15 protein-coding genes are annotated in these 18,030 nt (G+C 73.8%); 10 read left to right on the top strand and 5 right to left on the bottom strand.

All coding sequences use genetic code 11. The features are described from left to right. Positions 1-10: 10 nt before the first annotated feature. From Pdca_RS10745 to Pdca_RS10725, 5 genes are all read left to right on the top strand, one after another. The gene (locus Pdca_RS10745; RefSeq protein WP_232021508.1) at positions 11-1,075 is read left to right on the top strand and encodes an acyl-CoA dehydrogenase family protein; all 1,065 of its coding nucleotides are present in this window, start codon (positions 11-13) and stop codon (positions 1,073-1,075) included. After that, positions 1,075-2,361 (top strand): bifunctional PIG-L family deacetylase/class I SAM-dependent methyltransferase, encoded by a 1,287-nt coding sequence (locus Pdca_RS10740; protein WP_085916094.1) that lies wholly within the window; start codon positions 1,075-1,077, stop codon positions 2,359-2,361. The genes Pdca_RS10745 and Pdca_RS10740 overlap by 1 nt, the downstream gene beginning before the upstream one ends. Then, the gene (locus Pdca_RS10735; RefSeq protein WP_085916093.1) at positions 2,358-3,104 is read left to right on the top strand and encodes a glycosyltransferase family 2 protein; all 747 of its coding nucleotides are present in this window, start codon (positions 2,358-2,360) and stop codon (positions 3,102-3,104) included. Before Pdca_RS10740 ends, Pdca_RS10735 begins: the two co-directional genes overlap by 4 nt. Before the next feature lie 81 nt (positions 3,105-3,185). Next, the gene (locus Pdca_RS10730; protein WP_085916092.1) at positions 3,186-3,845 is read left to right on the top strand and encodes an HAD family hydrolase; all 660 of its coding nucleotides are present in this window, start codon (positions 3,186-3,188) and stop codon (positions 3,843-3,845) included. Positions 3,846-4,040: 195 nt separating this feature from the next. Beyond that, positions 4,041-5,189 carry an aromatic ring-hydroxylating oxygenase subunit alpha gene (locus Pdca_RS10725; protein WP_125911356.1) on the top strand — a complete coding sequence of 383 codons (1,149 nt, stop codon included), beginning with the start codon at positions 4,041-4,043 and terminating at the stop codon, positions 5,187-5,189. Positions 5,190-5,502: 313 nt separating this feature from the next. Here Pdca_RS10725 and Pdca_RS10720 read toward each other — a convergent pair whose 3' ends face one another. Together Pdca_RS10720 and Pdca_RS10715 are read right to left on the bottom strand one after the other, a co-directional pair. After that, a complete protein-coding gene (locus Pdca_RS10720) occupies positions 5,503-6,297 on the bottom strand; it encodes a class II aldolase/adducin family protein (RefSeq protein ID WP_158092364.1) in 795 nt (264 codons plus the stop codon). Between the two features lie 100 nt (positions 6,298-6,397). Continuing rightward, a complete protein-coding gene (locus tag Pdca_RS10715) occupies positions 6,398-7,405 on the bottom strand; it encodes a ketopantoate reductase family protein (RefSeq protein WP_085916582.1) in 1,008 nt (335 codons plus the stop codon). Between the two features lie 988 nt (positions 7,406-8,393). Here Pdca_RS10715 and Pdca_RS10710 point away from each other — a divergent pair. The 5 genes from Pdca_RS10710 to Pdca_RS10690 are packed head-to-tail and all read left to right on the top strand — an operon-like array spanning position 8,394 to position 14,873. Beyond that, positions 8,394-9,404, top strand: coding sequence for an ABC transporter permease (locus Pdca_RS10710; protein ID WP_085916581.1), 1,011 nt, complete (start codon positions 8,394-8,396; stop codon positions 9,402-9,404). Further along, positions 9,401-10,258, top strand: coding sequence for an ABC transporter permease (locus tag Pdca_RS10705; RefSeq protein WP_085916580.1), 858 nt, complete (start codon positions 9,401-9,403; stop codon positions 10,256-10,258). Before Pdca_RS10710 ends, Pdca_RS10705 begins: the two co-directional genes overlap by 4 nt. After that, positions 10,255-11,943 (top strand): dipeptide ABC transporter ATP-binding protein, encoded by a 1,689-nt coding sequence (locus Pdca_RS10700; protein WP_085916579.1) that lies wholly within the window; start codon positions 10,255-10,257, stop codon positions 11,941-11,943. Before Pdca_RS10705 ends, Pdca_RS10700 begins: the two co-directional genes overlap by 4 nt. After that, entirely contained in the window at positions 11,940-13,505 is a 1,566-nt protein-coding gene (locus tag Pdca_RS10695; protein WP_158092363.1) for an ABC transporter substrate-binding protein, read from the top strand. Before Pdca_RS10700 ends, Pdca_RS10695 begins: the two co-directional genes overlap by 4 nt. Positions 13,506-13,538: 33 nt before the next feature. Further along, positions 13,539-14,873, top strand: a complete 1,335-nt coding sequence (locus Pdca_RS10690; protein ID WP_085916577.1) for an NtaA/DmoA family FMN-dependent monooxygenase — start codon at positions 13,539-13,541, stop codon at positions 14,871-14,873. A 63-nt stretch (positions 14,874-14,936) separates the two neighbouring features. On the opposite strand, the gene Pdca_RS10685 is transcribed toward Pdca_RS10690, so the two are convergent. From Pdca_RS10685 to Pdca_RS10675, 3 genes are read right to left on the bottom strand one after another with little or no spacing between them, the layout of a single operon-like run. After that, complete coding sequence (locus Pdca_RS10685; RefSeq protein ID WP_085916576.1) at positions 14,937-16,166, bottom strand: aminotransferase class III-fold pyridoxal phosphate-dependent enzyme; 1,230 nt, start codon at positions 16,164-16,166, stop codon at positions 14,937-14,939. Then, complete coding sequence (locus Pdca_RS10680; protein WP_085916575.1) at positions 16,163-17,197, bottom strand: transketolase family protein; 1,035 nt, start codon at positions 17,195-17,197, stop codon at positions 16,163-16,165. Before Pdca_RS10680 ends, Pdca_RS10685 begins: the two co-directional genes overlap by 4 nt. Beyond that, positions 17,194-18,009 (bottom strand): transketolase, encoded by an 816-nt coding sequence (locus tag Pdca_RS10675; RefSeq protein ID WP_166665931.1) that lies wholly within the window; start codon positions 18,007-18,009, stop codon positions 17,194-17,196. The genes Pdca_RS10680 and Pdca_RS10675 overlap by 4 nt, the downstream gene beginning before the upstream one ends. Positions 18,010-18,030 lie beyond the last annotated feature (21 nt).

Here is an 18,030-nt window from a genome sequence, read left to right as displayed (position 1 = left end):
TCCACCGCTGGTGACCGCTGCCCCCGAACCCGCCCCGTCCTGCGTCGCCGACCGTGCCCCGCGCAGCGGCGGGATCCTCGATCCCGTGCCCGCCCCGGACGGTGCGCCGCAACCGCTCCCGGCGGCAGTGGGGACGGTGTTCGCCACCGCCGTCGACGCGGGCACGCTGGACCTGCCGCTGCCCGGATCCGGAGCGACGGCCGACCGGTGGGCCCGGCTGGCCCGGCTCGGTCGCCGGGATCTGTCGGTCGGACGGCTCGCGGAGGGCCACGCCGATGCGGTCGCGATCCTCGCCGGACACGACCGGATCGCCCGCCCCGGCGCCCGGTACGGGGTGTGGGCGTCCCGGGCCGGTGGCGGCGCCCGGATCGGGTCCGGCGCCGGCGGCCTGCGGTTGGCCGGCACCGTCCGATTCTGCTCGGGCACCCACCTGCTGGACCGGGCACTCGTGGTCGCCGGCACGGGCGCCACCGGCACCCGGATGGTGGAGCTCGACCTGCACGACCCGCGGATCGAACGCCGGGGCGGTGCGTGGCGGGCGGCCGGGATGGCGGCCGCCGACACCCAGGACGTCGTGCTGCACGACGTGCCGGTGCCGCCGGAGGCCGTCGTCGGCGGCCCGGACGCCTACACCCGCCGTCCCGGCTTCGCGCACGGCGGGGCCGGTGTCGCGGCGGTCTGGCTGGGTGGTGCCGCGGGGATCGTCGACGAGGTCGCGGGCGGCCTGTGCCCCCGGTCGCGCCACGGGGAGCGCGACCCGCACCGGCTCGCCGGGTTCGGCGGGATGCACGCCGCCGTCGCGGGTGCCGACGCGCTGCTGCGGGTCACCGCGGAGTGCATCGACGCCGCCCCGGACGACCCGCACGCGGTCGCGGTCGCGACCGTGCGGGCGGCCGTCGAACGGGCCTGCCGCACGGTGCTCGACGCCGCGCCGGAGTGCGCCGGGGTCGGCGCGCTCGCCGGATCCGACGGGTTCGCCGCGCGGCTCGCCGACCTGCAGGTCTACCTGCGCCAGCACCACGGCGACCGGGATCGCGCCGAGCTGGGCGGGCTCGTCCTCGACGGTGGTGCCTGATGCGGCCACGGCACGCCGCGCACGTCTGGGAGGACGCCGCCGACAGCCTCGCGCAGCGCGATCTGGCCCCGTCCGGGTTCCGGCGGCTGGTCGTGGTGTGCGCCCATCCCGACGACGAGACGCTCGGTGCCGCCGGGCTGCTCCGCGCGGTCGCGGCGGCCGGCGGCACCGTGCAGGTCGTGCTGGCCAGCGACGGCGAGGCGGCGCTGCCCGAGGTCGCCGGCACGGACCGAGCGGCGCTGGCCGGCACCCGGCTACGCGAACTGGCCGACGCGCTCGCCGCGCTGGAGGTCCCGGCGACCGTGCACCGGCTCGGGATGCCCGACTCCGCGCTACGCACCGACGAGCTGACCGCGGCCCTGACGCCGCTGCTGGCCGACGCCGACGCCTGGATCTCGCCGTGGCGCGAGGACCCGCATCCCGATCACGCCGCCGTCGGGCGGGCCTGCGCCGCGGCCGCGCCGGTGTCCGCGCACGGCTTCGGCTTCCCGATCTGGGCACGTACCCGGTTCGACCCCACCGATCCGGTCGTCCCCTGGGACCGGGCGTACCGGCTGCGGCTGTCCGCGGCGGACCGCGCGGCGAAGCACCGCGCGCTCGACGCGTACGTCTCGCAGCGCACCGTCCCACCCGGCGGGGACCGCCCGGTGCTGTCCGAGGCGACCCTCGCGCACTTCCTGGGCAGCCGGGAGATCTACTTCCGGGAGCCGCCCGCCGACGGTGCGCCACCCGAGCTGTTCGCCGCTCTCTACCGCGACGCCGCGGATCCCTGGGATGTCCGGACCTCCTGGTACGAGCGCCGCAAGCGGGCCGTGCTGCTCGCCGCGCTGCCCCGGGAACGCTACGAGCTGGCCGCCGAGCCCGGCTGCGGGCTGGGCGAGCTGACCCGCGAGCTGGCCGGGCGCTGCGACCGGCTGGTGGCCACCGACGTCGTCGACGAGGCGGTCGCGGTCACCGCGCAGCGGGTCGCCGACCTGCCGGCGGCCCGGGTGTTCCGCTCCGATGTGGATGATCCGCGGGCACTGCCGGACGGTGTCGGTCTCGTCGTGCTCTCCGAGCTGCTCTACTACCTGCCCGCGGAGCGGATCGGCGCCGTGCTCGACCGGGCCGCGGCGGCGCTGCGCCCCGGCGGCGACCTGGTGGTGGCGCACTGGCGGCAGTGGCCGGCCGAGGCCCCGGCCGACGGCGCCGCCGTGCACCGCGGGATCGTCGGCGACGACCGGTTCACCCCGCTCGTCGAGCATCTCGACGAGGACTTCCTGCTGCACGTGGTGCGCCGCCGGTGAGGCCGATCGAGGCCGTCGGGGTGCTGGTGCCCGCGCACGACGAGTCGGCGGCGGTCGGCGCCTGCGTCCGGTCCGTGCTCACCGCCCTGGACGCAGTCCCCGGGCTGCGGGTGCGGGCGCTGTGCGTGCTGGCCGACCGGTGCTCGGACGACACCGCGGCCCGCGCCCGGGACGCGATCGCCCGGCATCCGGCCGCGGCACGGGTGCGGCACGCCGTCCTGGAGACCGGCCGGGACGACCCGCCGGCCCCGGTGGGCGCGGTCCGCACCCGTGCCGCGGCCGCACTGCTCGGGCAGCTCGACCGGCCCGGCGCCGAGCACGGCCGGACCTGGCTGCTCAGCACCGACGCCGACTGCACGGTCGGGCCGGGCTGGGTGCGCGGTCACCTGGTCCGCGCCGACGACGGCGCCGACGCCGTGATCGGCGGGGTGGTGCTCGATCTCCCCGGCTTCCCGGTCCCGCCCGGTGAGCCACCACCGCCGGACCGCCCGGTGTACGCCGCGAACCTGGGGGTGCGGGCGAGCTCGTTCACCGGGGTGGGCGGCTTCCCGGCGATCGACAGCGGCGAGGACCACGGGATCGTCGCCCGGCTGCGGGCGGCCGGGTACCGGGTGCTGCCCGGCCCGGTGGGCGACGTCCGCACCAGCGCGAGAACCAGTGGGCGGGCCCGCGGCGGGCTGGCCGACCTGCTGGCGCGGCACGCGGGTGTCGAGCACCCGGGCGCGGACCGGCCGGTGGCATGAACGCCCCCGGCGCCACAGCCGAGCCGCTGCTCGTCGGCGGGGGCAGGGAGTGGACCGGCGCGGGCCGGGTACCCCGTTCGGATGACCACGCCCGACACCGCGGTGATCGACGTCGACGGCACTCTCGTCGACACCAACTACCACCACACGATCGCCTGGTCCCGCGCATTGCGGCGGTTCGACCGGGCGGTGCCGCTCTGGCGGCTGCACCGCGCGGTCGGCATGGGCGGCGACCAGCTCGTCCCGGCCGTCGCCGGGGACCGCTTCGAGGCCGAGCACGGCGACGACGCCCGTGCGGCGTGGAAGGAGGAGTTCGAGCCGCTGCTGCCCGAGGTGCGGCCGCTGGCGGGCGCCCGCGAGCTGCTCACCGACCTCTCCGAAGGGTTCGGTCTGACGGTGGTGCTGGCCAGCTCGGGCGCCCCCGAACACGTCGAGGCCTACCTGGAGCTGTTCGACGGCCGATCGCTCGCCCGGGAGTGTCTGACCGGTGACGACGTGACCCGCACCAAGCCCGATCGGGAGCTCTTCCGGGTGGCGGTCCGCCGGGTCGCGGGATCGGCCGCCTTCGTCGTCGGGGACTCGGTGTGGGACGTGCGCGCCGCGGTCGCGGCCGGATACCCGGCGTATGCGGTGCGCACCGGAGGTTTCGGCGACGACGAGCTGCGCGAGGCAGGGGCCCGCGAGATCCACTCCTCGCTCGACGAGCTGCGGCAGGTGATCCCGCGGGTGCTGCGCGGGTGACGCCGGCGCCGGGCTGACTGCCTGGCCGCCTGTCGGGCCGATGACGTGACGCAACGTCTCTCTTGACAGTCCCCCACCTCACGCGGTCCCATTTTGGTGCGTAGTGCACGTCGAGTTGCGCGCTTCGCAACAATAATCGGTACGGGCTGCGCGGCCCGGCGCCGGCATCCACCTCCTGCACGAGGAGCACCGCCCATGACGACCGGTGAGCTGCCGACCCCCGTCGAGCAGGAGCGTGGTCTCCCGCCGAGCCTGCGGGAGACCCTGGCCGGCCATTACTACACCGATCCGCAGATCTTCCGCGCCGAGCAGGACCGGATCTTCCACACCGGCTGGTTCTGCGCCGTACTCGCCACCGACCTCGAACGACCCGGCCAGTACGAAACCGTCCAGATCGGACGGGAAAGCGTCATCATCACCCGCCGCCGCGACGGCCGGATCGCCGCCCACCTCAACATCTGCCGACACCGCGGCGCCCGACTCTGCACCCAGGACAAGGGCGAGGTCCGACGCTCCTTCCAATGCCCCTACCACGCCTGGACCTACGACCTCGACGGCTCACTCATCGCCGCCCCCAACCTCAACGCGATGCCCGACATCGACAAAACCGACTACAGCCTGCACCGGGTACACACCCGCGAATGGCTCGGCTACATCTGGCTCTGCCTCGCCGAAACCCCACCCTCGTTCGACGACACCGTCATCGCCGACGTCACCACCCGACTCGGATCACCCGACGCCATCGTCGGCTACGACATCGCCAACCTCCGCCTCGGCCGCCGCATCACCTACGACGTCGCCGCGAACTGGAAACAGATCGTCGAGAACTTCATGGAGTGCTACCACTGCGCCACGATCCACCCCGAACTCACCGAAGTACTCCCCGAGTTCGCCGACGGCCTCGCCGCCCAGTACTTCGTCGGCCACGGCGCCGCCTTCGGCAACGACGTCGAAGGATTCACCATCGACGGCTCAGCAGGCCTGCCCCGCATCCCCGGCGTCACCCACGACCAGGACCGCCGCTACTACGCCATCACCGTCCGACCCCAGGTCTTCATCAACCTCGTCCCCGACCACGTCGTGTTCCACCGGATGTTCCCCCTCGCACCCGACCGCACCCTCGTCCACTGCGACTGGCTCTACCTACCCGAGGTCATCGACTCCGGCACCGACATCGACCACTCCGTCGAACTGTTCCACCGCGTCAACCAACAGGACTTCGACGCCTGCGAACGCTGCCAACTCGGCATGGACTCCTGGTCGTATCAGAAGGGCGGCGTCCTGGTCCCCAGCGAGCACCACATCGGCGAGTTCCACGACTGGGTCCGCGGCCACATCGGCTGACGACCGGGCTGTTCGGCGAACGCCGACATCGGTGCCGCCGGGGCACCGCTGCCGCCCCGGGTGAGTCGGATGCGCCGGCCGGACCGGGCCCGCAGGGCCGGCGGCCCGACCGGACCCGCAGGGCCGGTGGCCGGTGGCCGGGCCGCGCCCGCGGGGCAGCAGGCCTGACCGGGTGGCGCGGACCGGTGGTCCGCTACAGCTGGATTCGCTCACCACGTGAGCGAATCCGGACCGAAGGGACCCGGGCGCCCGGACCCCGACGTCCGGCCCCGGCCAGCCCAGCTCCGGGGATCGTCACCCCGGATCCGTTCGATCAGCCGAGGAGATCGGGCTCGTCGTGCAGGATCTGCCGCAGGTACGGCTGGTAGTGCTGCTCGGCCAGCTCCGGTGTCAGCGTCCACTTCGGGAGCAGTGCCGCCTCGATCGGCTCGCCGTGCCCGGCGGCGGCGAGCTGCAGCGCCGACGCGGCGGCCCGCTCGGCGGCGATGAAGTAGAAGGCCGCCTCGGCGAGCGAGCGGCCGACGGTGATGAACCCGTGTCCGCGCTGGATCAGCAGCCGAGCGGTCGGGCCGAGTGAGTCGGCGGTGGTGGCGCGCCCCTGCCCGGTCCGGCCGAAGTCCTCGTGCACGGCCTGCAGGCCGTGCAGCAGTGCGGCGTCGGTGGTCAGCGGTTCGAGCACCCTGGGCGAGGACGACCAGGTGAACCCGGCGGGTGAGTGCACGTGCACCACGGCCACCGCGTCGGCGCGGGCGGAGTGCAGCACGTGCTGGCTCGCGAACCCGGAGACGACGGCCCCCGGCGGACCGGCGACGATCTCTCCGGAGCCCTCGACCAGGAGCAGGTCCGAGACCCGCACCCGGCCGAACGGCACCTGCCACGGGTTGGCCCAGAACAGGTCGTCGGAGCCGGGATCGCGGACGGTGAGATGACCGTTGAACCCGAACTCGTAGCCGAGCCGGGCGAACAGCCGCAGTGTCGCGGCCAGTACGACCTTGCGATCCCTGCGGTCGGCCTCGACCGGGTCGGGCACCGGCCCGGACGCCGGCGTGGATACCGGCGTAGGCACCGGTGTGGTTGCGGACGTGGTGGGATCGACGACGACGGTCACGGTTTCCTCCGATGTGGACGTTCGGGTGGTCGTGCGCGGACGCACGGGTTCAGGCACCGGCGCGGCGCACAGGTTCAGGCACCGGCGCGGGAGTACGGGGTCAGACGGCGGCGGGGGCGTCGAGCCCGGGCAGCAGTTCCAGCAGGTCGGCGGTGGGCAGCGATCCCGCGGGCGTCCGCTCCCGTACCGCCCGCTGCAGGCGGGCTGCCACGGCGGTGTTCCGTGGCGCCGGGACACCGTGCAGCCGGGCGAGCAGGATGATCTCCCCGTTCAGGAAGTCGGTCTCCGGGGACACCCCGCGGGCCAGGCTCTGCCAGGTCGACCGGCCGCCTGCCGGGCGGTCCGGGATCGGGGCGGGCGCGAACGCTTTCAGGTCCAGCGTGGTCTCGGCCCGCAGGTCGGCCGGATCGATGCCGGCGGCCCGGTAGACCTCGCGGGCCTCGGCCTGCAGCGCGGCGGCCGCGGCGTCGCGGAGCGGGCCGGCTTCGTAGAGTGCGTCGAGCGCGTTGCCGAGGATCGGCAGCAGTTTGCCCGCCTTCCAGCGGCCGATGTCGTCGACCGGCTCGACGAGATGGCGGGCGGAGCGCAGCTCCTCGGCGACCGCGGCCAGTCGTGGGTCCCGGCCGGCGGGGAACCGGCCGATCCACAGCACCCCGACGGCCGGTGCGGCGGGCACCGCGATCTCGCCCGGCGTCACGAACTCCGACGGCGACCAGGAGACGGCGGCCCACACCGTCGCGAACCGGCGCAGCGCCACCCGCTCGGTGTCCAGGCCGTTCTGCAGGGTGATCACCGGCAGCACCTCGGCGGCGGCCCGGTCCCCGACCGGCTGCCACGCCCACCCGGCGAGCGCCGACTCTGCGTCCTGGGTCTTGGTGGCGAGCACCAGCACGTCGCCGGGGCCCAGCTCGATCTCGCCGGGCCCGCCGATCGTCGGCACCGGCACCTGCCGTTCCCCGTCCGGGCGGACGTAGCGCAGACCGTCACGGCGCAGGATCGCACCGTGCTCGCCACGGGCGACCAGCACGACCGGGCGGCCGGCGAGGTGCAGCTCGGCGGCCAGGGTCGCCCCCACCGCACCCGCACCGATCACGACGTAGCGGCTCATCGGACACCTCTCCGGTGCGGCGCGGGTGCGGGCGGAGGTGGCGCTGCGGCATGCATGGGGTGCGGTCCTTCCGGGACGGCGGGCAGCTCCCGGGCAGGCGCGGATGATCCGGCGGAGCGCGGGACTGTCGGGAGGGTGCGGGCAGGGCGGGCGAGGCGGGGCGGGCAGAGGTCACCGGCGAGGCGGGCGGGCAGAGGTCACCGACGAGGCGGGCGGACAGAGGTCACCGACCGGGCGGGCCGAGGTCACCGGCGACGCGGGCGGGCAACGACGGTGCGGCCGGCTCGACGGTGACTCCGGCACCCCCGACTCCCTGGCTCACGGCTGAGACGGACGGGCCGAGGAACCGGCTGAGGCAGGTAGGCCGAGGAGACGGCTCACGGAGGGTCGGTCAGCGGGCCGGACAGGCCGCCGAGCACACCGTGCCGTGGTCGACGACCCGGCGGCGGACGAGCCGCAGTCCCGCGACGGCGACGGGACGGCTCCCGGCCGGTCGGACGGAGGGGGTGCGCGGCATGACACCGACCCAAGCCGATCGGGGCCGCCGGTGTCCAACGACGAATCGCCATCGGGATCGATCACCGATGCGGATCGATGCTGATGCCGATCCGTCGTTGGACACGGAACGCGCAGCTCAGCACACTGGTCCCGTGCCGACGTCACCCGGATCAGCGACGCCCCAGTGCGGGGCGTCCGCCGGCGGGCGCGGCGTCCTCACCCGTCGCCGGGTGATCGACCACGGCACGGTGAACTCGGCGAGCTGTCTCGGCCGCTGAGTCCCCCGACTCCCGCCGATCCCGAGCCCGGCACTCCGGGTCCGGTGACGCCGCACCCGCGTCGCCGCCGGATCCGCACATCCGCGTGACATCCCCGCCGCTCCGCCCTGCGCGGACCGCGCCTCCTGCCCGTACTCCTGCCCGTGGCCCGCCGCGGCGCCGGGAGTGCGCGAGCGGCGGTGGTTGCCACGCGCCCACCCCGAGGAACCGCCATGACCGCCGTCCTGTCCCCCACCGGACCACCGGGCCCACCAGCCGGTGCCCCGCCCTCCCCGGCACGTCCGGCACGTCCGCGCTGGCCGTTGTCCGCGCGCTACGTGCTCAGCAGGCTCCTCAACGCGGTGCTCGCGGTCTGGGCCGTGCTGACCATCGTGTTCTTCGCGATGCACATGACCGGCAACCCGGCGAGCCTGCTGCTGCCGATCGACGCGAGCGAGGAGGAGATCGCCCGGCTCACCGCGGCACTCGGGTTCGCCGATCCGCTCCCCGAGCAGTACCTGCGCTTCCTCGGCCAGGTGCTGACCGGGCAGTTCCCCGCCTCGATCCGGCACGGCGGCGATCCGGTCGCGCTCGTCCTGGAACGACTGCCCGCCACCCTGCTCCTCGGCACCTGGGGCATGATCATCGGCGCGTCGCTCGGGCTGGCCGCGGGTGCCGTCGCGACGTTCGGGCGCAACCGGCGGCTGCGGCGGGTGCCGATCAGCGTGCTGACCGCGCTGGAGGCGGTGCCCAGCTTCTTCCTCGGCATCGTGCTGATCGCGGTGTTCAGCATCGCGCTGTCGGTGCTGCCGCTGCGCGGCGCCGGGACGCCGGCCCATCTGGTGCTGCCTGCGGTCGTCATCGGGCTGGCACTCGCCGCGCCGGTGGCCCGGGTGTTCCGGACCTCGCTGCAGGAGAGCACCGGCGCCGAGCACGTCCGGCTGGCCGAGGCCAAGGGGATCGGACGGGCGCAGGTGGTGTTGCGCCACATCGTGGTCAACGCGCTCGCGCCGGTGCTCAACGTGCTCGGTGTGCAGGCGGGTGTGGTGCTCGGCGGTGCCGTCGTCACCGAGGCGGTGTTCGGCTGGCCGGGCGTCGGCCAGCTGGCGACCAGCGCGATCGACAGCCGGGACTTCCCGGTCGTCCTCGCCTGCGTCGCCCTGATCGCCTTCGGGTTCGTGCTGGTCAACCTGCTCGTCGACCTGGCGGCTGCGATCCTCGACCCCCGCGGAGGCCGTCGATGAGCACCCTCGCCGTGACCCCCCGGCGCCGTGCCGGGCGCACCGGATCGCTGCTCGCCGGCAGCTTCCTCGGGGCGATGCTGCTGGCCGTCGTGTTCGCCGGGGTGATCTTCCCCGAGGGCTACGACGCGCAGGACGTGACCCGCCGCTTCGCCGAGCCCACCTGGTTCGGCCCGCTGCCGCTGGGTACCGACGAGCTGGGCCGCGACCTGCTCGCGCGCGTCCTCTACGGCGGCCGGCCGGCACTCGGCATCAGCGCCGTCGCCGCCGTCCTGGCGACCGTCCTGGGCGCCGCCGCCGCACTGGGCGCCACCCTCGGCGGGCGCCCGTGGGACGGGATCATCGGCCGGATCGCCGACGTGCAGCTGGCCGTCCCGACGATCCTGATCGCACTGGTCGTGCTCTCCTTCTCCGGCTCGGGCACGATCCCGCTGATCGGGGTGCTGACCGTCGGCAGCTGGGTGCTGACCTTCCGGATCCTGCGCGCCCAGCTGGCCGCCGTGGTCGCGCTGCCCTACATCGAGGCGGCCCGGCTGGCCGGGGCGCAGGGGCCCACCCTGCTGCGCAGGCACGTGCTCCCGGCTGCCGCGCCGCTGGCCGTCGTCGCGCTGACACTCAACTTCTCCACCGCGCTGGTCCTGGAGTCGAGCCTGGGCTACCTCGGGCTCGGCATCGCGCCGCCGCGACCGGACTGGGGGCAGATCGTCGCCTCCGGGCAGGCCCAGCTCGCGGGGGCCTGGTGGATCTCCATCGTGCCCGGCGCATTCCTGGTCGCGACCGTCGTCAGCATCCAGATCGTCGGCGACCGGATCGCCGATCTACTCACCCTCCCCGGCTCCCAGGACGGCACCCGATGACCCTCTCCCGTCCCCTCACCGCCGCCTCCGAGGATCTCCCGGAGGCAGCCCCGCCGCTGGTCTCGGTGCGCGGGCTGCGGATCGCCACGACCGGCGGGGCCCCGCTGGTGCACGGTGTCGATCTCGATCTCGACGCGGGCACGACACTCGGCATCGTCGGCGAGTCCGGCTCCGGGAAGACTCTGACCGCGATGGCCGTGGCGGGTCTGCTGCCGCGCGGCGTCGTCGTCACCGGCGGGCGGATCGCCGTCGACGGCCGTGACGTCACCGTCCGCTCCCCCGCCGAGCGCCGCGGGCTGTTGCGCGACACGTTCGGCGTGGTCTTCCAGAATCCCGCGGTCTCGTTGAACCCGCGGCTGACGATCGGTCGGCAGCTGCGCGAGGCGCTGCCCGACGCCGACCGGCGCAACCGCGGACGGGCCTGGCGCCGCTCACTGGAGCTGCTCGAGCACGTCGGCGTCGGGCGCGCGGCACAGCGTCTGCGCGCCTATCCGCACGAGCTGTCCGGAGGTCTCAACCAGCGGGTCGTGATCGCCACCGCGATCGCCCGCAGTCCGCGCGTGCTGGTCGCCGACGAAGCCACCACCGCACTCGACGTCAGCGTCCAGCAGCAGGTGCTGGACCTGCTCGACCGGCTGCGCGACGAGCTGCGGCTGGGTGTGGTGCTGGTCAGCCACGACATCGGGGTGATCGCCGACCGAGCCGGCCGGGTCGTCGTCATGCAGGGCGGTGAGGTCGTCGAGCACGGTGGCACCGGCGACGTACTGGACCGGCCACGCGACGGCTACACCCGCCGGTTGCTCGCCGCGGTCCCGCGGCTCGACACGCCGTCGCCCGCCGGGCCACCCGCCGACGCACCGGTGCTGCTGTCCGGCCACGATCTGGTGCGCGACTTCCCGGTCGCGGGCGGGCGCGGCGCCCGGCTGCGCGCGGTCGACCACGTCGACATCACGCTGCGGGCCGGCCAGGCGCTGGGCGTGGTCGGCGAGTCCGGTTCGGGCAAGTCGACGCTGGCCCGCATCCTGGTCGGGATCGATCCGGGCCATCACGGCACGCTCACCGCGTTCGGTGAGCAGGTCACCGGCCGGGTCCCGGCGCGACGGCGGATGCTTCGCCGCGTCCAGTACGTCTTCCAGGACCCGTACGCCGCGCTCGACCCGCGCCAGACGGTCGCCGAGAGCATCGCCGAGCCGATCGAGCTGGCCGGCACCCGGGACCGGCGCGGCCGGGTTCCCGGACGGGTCGCCGAGCTGCTCGACGACGTGCAGCTGGCCCGCGATCTCGGCACCCGCCTTCCGCACGAGCTCTCCGGCGGGCAGCGGCAGCGGGTCGTCATCGCCAGGGCACTCGCTCTGGAACCGGACGTCCTGATCGCCGACGAGCCGGTCTCCGCGCTGGATCTCTCGGTGCAGGCCGGGATCCTGGACCTGCTCACCCGGCTGCGCGCCGAGCGTGACCTCACCTATCTCGTCATCTCGCACGATCTCGCGGTCGTGCGCGGCCTCTGCACCGACGTCCTGGTGCTGCACGACGGCGTCGGGATCGAGCAGGGCCCGACCGATGCCATCTTCACGGCGCCGACCGCCGACTACACCCGCCGGCTGCTCGACGCCGTCCCCGGCCGTTCCCGGCAGCGCTCCTCATCCGTGCCCCACCCCGCCACCCCCCGGAAGGACAACCCGTGAGCCCCCGCCCCGTCCCCCGATCCCGCGCGACACTCCGCACCGTCGCCGCCGCCGTGCTGGCGGCGACCTCGCTGGCCCTCACCGCGTGCGGGGCGGTCACCTCCGGTACGACGGCCGGCAGCGAGCAGGACTCGTCGCTGGTGATCGGCATCTCCCGCAAGCTCACCTCGATCGACCCCGCCGAGGGCGGATCGATCGACGGTGACGCCACCCTCGCCCGGGCGATCTACTCCGGCCTCACCTACTACGACCCCGAGCTCCAGCTGCGCGGTGAGCTGGCCGAGAGCTGGACCCAGGACGACGACACGCACTGGACCTTCGTCCTGCGCGAGGGCGTCACCTGGTCCGACGGCAGCCCGTTCACCGCCGAGCAGGTCGTCCGGAACTTCGAGCGGTTCCTCGACCCGGAGTCCACGCTCGGCAACGCAGCCGCGATCCGGGCGATCATCAGCGGGGTCACCGCCCCCGACGACGGCACCGTCGTCATCGAGACGAACGGCCCGTTCATCGACCTGCCGGACCGGCTCGCGCACTTCTTCCTGGTCAATCCCGACTTCCTGCAGGCCCACCCGGACGAGCTGGTCGCGCTGGGCACCGGGCCCTACGTGCTGGAATCGGTGGACCTGGAGAACGGCGCCGTGCTGACCCGCAACCCGAGCTACTTCGGAGAGGCTCCGGAGTGGGAGCGCGTCGAGTACCGCGTCCTGGAGACCGAGGCCGCCCGGGTGCAGGCCGCGCAGGCCGAGGAGATCGACGTCGCGATCCAGTACGAGCCCGCCAGCCTGGAGCTGTTCGCCGACAGCGACGTCTACGCCACCGGCAACCAGTGGTCCAGCTGGAACAACACGCTCCGGATCAACGAGAACGTCGCCCCGCTCGACGACGCCCGGGTCCGGCAGGCACTGAACTACGCGATCGACAAGCAGGCCCTGATCCGCGACGTCGTCGGTGCCGACGTCGAGCCGCTGGCCGGGCAGGTGCTCTCCGACCCCTACGACCGGGTCAATCCCGATCTGGAGGCCTACCCCTACGACCCGGAGCGGGCCCGGCAGCTGCTCGCGGAGGCGGGGCACGCCGACGGCATCACCATCGAGCTCGGCCTGTCCACCGGCAGCTACGTCGCGCAGGACCCGGTGTCGCAGGCGATCGCACGCCAGCTCGGCGAGGTCGGGATCACCGTCGAGATCACCAACCAGTCGTTCCCGAACTGGGTGGAGCGCACCCGCAGCGCCGACGACGCCCCGGCGCTCTACTACATCGGCTACACCTCCGGGTACCGGGCGCCCGCCGAGCGGCTCCGGATCTACACCTCGGGCAACGGCCAGAGCCACTACTCCCCGCCGGACGCGGTCTACGACGACCTGGTCACCCGGGTGACCGCGGCGACCACCCCCGAGCAGCAGCAGGACCTGGTGAACCAGGCGACCGCGCACTACCGGGAGCAGGCGCACGCGGTCTTCCTGTGGCCGCAGCCGCTCACCTACGTCGTCCGCAAGGACCTGGAGTGGACCCCGCGCCCCGAGCACTGGCTCGTGCCGCAGGAGTTCCGGTCCCGGTCCTGAACCGGCACCACCCGAGCGAGAGGCGGAGCCATCATGACCAGTACCGGAGACGATCGCGTCGCGCGTGGCGAGCAGCTGGTGCTCGCCACGCTGATCGGCGGCGTCGGGAACCATGCCGGCGCCTGGCGGCGCCCGAACAGCAGGGTCGAGGAGAAGTACGACCTGCGGCTGTTCACCGATCTCGTCGGCCGCGCCGAGGCCGCGAAGCTGCACGCGGTGTTCCTCGCCGACGGACTGCGGCTGGAGACCGACACCCTGCGCAGCCAGCCCTTCGCCGGGCTGGAACCGGTCACCCTGCTCAGTGCGCTGGCGGCGGTGACCAGCCGGATCGGGCTGATCGGGAGCATCTCGACGACGTTCTCCGAGCCCTACACCGTGGCCCGGCAGCTGGCCTCGCTCGATCACATCTCGAACGGCCGGGCCGGCTGGAACCTGGTGACCTCGGCATGGGGTGAGGAGAACTACGGGCGGTCGCTGCCCCCGCACGACGAGCGCTACGAACGGGGCGCCGAGTTCGCCGAGGTGCTGTTCGCGCTGTTCGACAGCTGGGCCGCCGATGCGATCACCGTCGACCGGGCCACCGGGGTCTACGCCGACCCGGCGAAGGTCCGGGCGATCGACCACGTCGGGAAGCACTTCGACGTGCGCGGGCCGCTCAACGTGGCCCGCCCGCCGCAGGGCCGCCCGGTGGTCGCGCAGGCCGGGTCGTCGGAGATCGGGCAGGACGTCGCGGCCCGGTTCGCCGACGTCGTGTTCACCACCGGCCGCACCACCGACGAGGACAGCAGGCGCTTCTACCGGTCGTTGAAGGACCGGGTCGCCGCCACCGGCCGCGACCCGGGATCGGTGAAGATCCTGCCCGGGGTCTCGCCGATCATCGGGCGGACCGAGACCGAGGCGAAGGCCGTCGAGCGGGAGCTCAACGGCTTCATCGATCTCGTCTCCGGGCGGGCGAAGCTGTCCCGCCAGCTGGCCGGCGTCGATCTCGACGATCTCGAGCTCGACGAGCCGGTCCCGCTGGAGCGGCTGCCGCAGGAGTCCCAGGTGCAGGGGCGGCGGTCCCGGTTCGGGGTCTACCGGGCCCTCGTCGAGGACGGCTGGACGCTGCGCAGGCTGATCCACTGGGAGGTCGCCTCCGCCGGGCACCACGTCCCGGTCGGGTCGTCCGAGCAGATCGCGGAGCTGCTGCTGCGCCGGTTCGAGGCGGGCGCGGCCGACGGGTTCGTGCTGCTGCCCTCGTACGTGCCGGAGGGGTTCACGCTGCTCACCGACGAGGTCGTGCCGATCCTGCAGGAACGCGGGGCGTTCCAGACCGAGTACGCGCACGAGACGCTGCGCGGGAACCTCGGGATCGGGCCGGTGGCCTGAGCGCACCGACGGGGATGCGCCGGGATCCGCTCATCTCGTGAGCGGATCCCGGCCCGCCCTCGCTCAGCGGAGCGCGGCGAACGCCCCGTCGGTGCGCTGCAGGATGTCGTCGATCACCTCGTCGGTGTGCGCCGCCGACAGGAACCAGTTGTGCCACGGGTGCAGGTACACGCCCCGCAGGGCGGCCGCCTCCGCCCAGGCCGTCGCCAGCCGGAAGTTCTCGTCACCGGTGAACGACAGCATCGGCATCTGCACCGGCCCGCTCTGGTGGATCCCGAACCCGTGCGTCAGCGCCTGCGCCGCCAAGCCGTCGCGCAGCCGCTGCCCGGCCCGCTCCATGACGGGGAGGGCCTCGCCGCGGCGCAGCTCGGTCAGGGTGGCGAGGCCGGCGGCCAGCGGCACGGCCCCGGTCCAGAACGATCCGGTCACGTAGATCGAGCCGACCGCGTCGCGCAGCGCGTCGGAGCCGGTGACGGCGCCGAGGGGCTGGCCGTTGGCCAGCGGCTTCGAGTAGGCCGCCAGATCGGGCCGCACCCCGAGCGGTTCCCAGCTGCCGCCCAGGTCCAGCCGGTGGGTGCAGCGGACGTCGTCGAGCACCAGTACCGCGCCGGTCCGGTCGGCGAGCGTCCGCAGTCCGCGGGCGAACGCCGGGTCCACCAGCTCCTGGTCCCGCTTGACGTCGTGCCGCATCGGGCAGACGACGATCGCCGCGAGATCGTCGCCGGCCTCGGCGGCCGCCGCCTCGGCCGAACCGAGGTCGTTGTACTCGTAGTGGATCAGATGGGCCTGGTCGGACTCGGTGATCCCCTCACCGCGCAGCGCGCACCACGGTACGGCGCCGTGATAGGCACCGCGAGCGACCAGTACCTTGCGACGGCCGGTCGCCGCACGCGCGGTGGTCACGCAGGTGGTGACCGCATCGCTCCCGTTCTTGCAGAACAGCGCCCAGTCCGCCGACGGGATCGTGTCGACCAGCAGCTCGGCGTACTCGACGGCGACCGGGCTGGTCCCGTCGAGGCAGTCGCCGTGCCGCAGCTGCTCGGTGATCGCCGCGGTCACCGTGGGATGGCCGTGCCCGAGGATCATCGGGCCCCAGCTGCACATCAGGTCGAGGTACTCCCGGCCGTCCGCGTCGACCACCGTGGCCCCGTTGCCGGAGACCATGAACTGCGGGTGCGCCGCGCTGAAGGCCGCGACGTTCATGTGCCCGTACATGCCTCCGGGGATGACCTGGCGGGCCCGGTCGCGCAGTGCGCGTTCACCGGCGCCGAGGGTCGGCTGGACGGCGGTCATGCGTTCCTCCGGGTTCGGGTGTCGAGCAGTTCACGGGCGACGGCGGCGATGCCGTCGCCGTCGAGCCGGTAGTGCGCGTAGAGGGCGGCCGGCGGGCCCACCGGGACGTGTTCGTCGGGCACACCGTGCCGGCGCAACGGCACGGCCAGGCCCGCGTCGGACAGCGACTCGGCCACCGCCGATCCGAGCCCGCCGGTCACGTTGGCCTCCTCCACGGTGAGCAGTGCCCCGGTCTCCCGGGCCGCGGCGGCCAGCGCGGCGTGGTCCAGCGGGGAGACCGTCCACATGTCCAGCACCCGCACGGAGTGGCCGTCGGCGGCGAGCTGATCGGCCGCGACGAGCGCCGGGTGCACCGTCGAGCCGGTCGCGACGACGGTCAGGTCGCTGCCCTCGCGCACCAGCTCGGCGCGGCCGAGCTGCAGGTCGGGCACCTCGGGGTACACCTCGGGATCCCGGCCGCGGCCCAGCCGCAGGTACATGGCGCCCTCGTGGTCGAGGGAGAGCCGCAGCAGCGCACGCAGATGGTTGGCGTCGGTGGCGCACACGACGGTGAGGTCGGCGATGCAGCGCATCATCGCGAGGTCCTCGAGGCTGTGGTGGCTGGTGCCGTAGAACCCCATCGACATGCCGGAGTGGTGGCCGACCACCCGCACCGGCAGGTTCGGGTAGGCGCAGTCGGTCCGGATCTGCTCGGCACACAGCAGCGCCGCGAACGAGCCGAAGGTCGCCGCGAACGGCACGAGCCCCGAGGCCGCCATCCCGGCGGCCACGGTCACCATGTTCTTCTCCGCGATCCCGACGTTGACGAACCGGTCGGGATGGCGCAGGGCGAAGTCGGTCGCCCGGTTGGAGCGGCCGAGATCGGCGGTGAGCACCACGATCCGCGGATCGTCGTCGGCGAGCACGCCGAGCTCCTCGCCGAAGACGAACGCCGGGATCGCCCGGGTGTCGGTTCCGTCGGTCGAGCGGGAGTCGGCGAATCCGACCGCCGCCGTGCCGTTGAAGATCTCCGACTGGTCCTGTGCGGTCACCGGTTCAGCTCCGTCATCACGTCGTCGAAGTCGGCACCGGCCAGGTTGCCGACGTGCCAGTCCGGGCTCAGCTCCATCCGGGCCACGCCCTTGCCCTTGACCGTGTCGGCCACGATCAGCTGGGGCCGGTCACCGCCTCGGCCGGGCAGCGCCGCGAACGTGGCCCGCAGCACGTCGAGATCGTGGCCGTCGACGCGGTGGGTGTCCCAGCCGAAGGCGGCGAATCGCTCCTCGACCGGCTCGGCGGGCATGATGTCGGCGACGAACCCGTCGATACCCAGCTGGTTGTTGTCGACCACGGCGACGAGATCGCCCAGCCCGAAGTGCGCAGCGGCCATCGCGGCCTCCCAGATCTGGCCCTCGGCCAGCTCGCCGTCGCCGAGCAGGCACCAGGTGCGGTGGTCGCTGCCGGCGTGCCGGCCTGCCCAGGCCATGCCGACCCCGATCGACAGACCGTGGCCCAACGATCCGGAGGAGAAGTCGATCCCCGGGATCCGCTTCATGTCCGGGTGGTCGCCGAACGCGCTGCCCAGCCGGGTGTAGTCGTCGAGCAGTTCGGGATCGAAGTAGCCGAGATCGGCCAGCACCGGGTAGAGCCCGATCGCCGCGTGCCCCTTGCTCATGACGAACCGGTCGCGATCGGCCCAGTCCGGCCGGGCCGGGTCGATCCGCAGCTCCGAGTAGTAGAGCGCGGCGAGGATCTCGGCACAGGAGAACACGGCGCTGTAGTGCCCGGCGCCGGCGATCCGGGTCAGCCGCACGGTCTCGGTGCGCACGAACAGCGCACGGTCGGCCAGACGTTGCGTCGGCACCGGTGCGGGCGTGGGCGTGGG

Origin of the sequence: Pseudonocardia autotrophica (assembly GCF_003945385.1) — a bacterium.
Taxonomy (GTDB): Bacteria; Actinomycetota; Actinomycetes; order Mycobacteriales; family Pseudonocardiaceae; genus Pseudonocardia; species Pseudonocardia autotrophica.
This window is presented reverse-complemented; position numbering and strand designations above follow the sequence as displayed.

Bases quoted from the DNA above. Each gene is read 5' to 3' on its own strand.
- Pdca_RS10740 (WP_085916094.1), top strand. From the start codon at position 1,075: ATGCGGCCACGGCACGCCGCGCACGTCTGGGAGGACGCCGCCGACAGC.
- Pdca_RS10730 (WP_085916092.1), top strand. From the start codon at position 3,186: ATGACCACGCCCGACACCGCGGTGATCGACGTCGACGGCACTCTCGTC.
- Pdca_RS10725 (WP_125911356.1), top strand. From the start codon at position 4,041: ATGACGACCGGTGAGCTGCCGACCCCCGTCGAGCAGGAGCGTGGTCTC.
- Pdca_RS10715 (WP_085916582.1), bottom strand. From the start codon at position 7,405: ATGAGCCGCTACGTCGTGATCGGTGCGGGTGCGGTGGGGGCGACCCTG.
- Pdca_RS10710 (WP_085916581.1), top strand. From the start codon at position 8,394: ATGACCGCCGTCCTGTCCCCCACCGGACCACCGGGCCCACCAGCCGGT.
- Pdca_RS10705 (WP_085916580.1), top strand. From the start codon at position 9,401: ATGAGCACCCTCGCCGTGACCCCCCGGCGCCGTGCCGGGCGCACCGGA.
- Pdca_RS10700 (WP_085916579.1), top strand. From the start codon at position 10,255: ATGACCCTCTCCCGTCCCCTCACCGCCGCCTCCGAGGATCTCCCGGAG.
- Pdca_RS10690 (WP_085916577.1), top strand. From the start codon at position 13,539: ATGACCAGTACCGGAGACGATCGCGTCGCGCGTGGCGAGCAGCTGGTG.
- Pdca_RS10685 (WP_085916576.1), bottom strand. From the start codon at position 16,166: ATGACCGCCGTCCAGCCGACCCTCGGCGCCGGTGAACGCGCACTGCGC.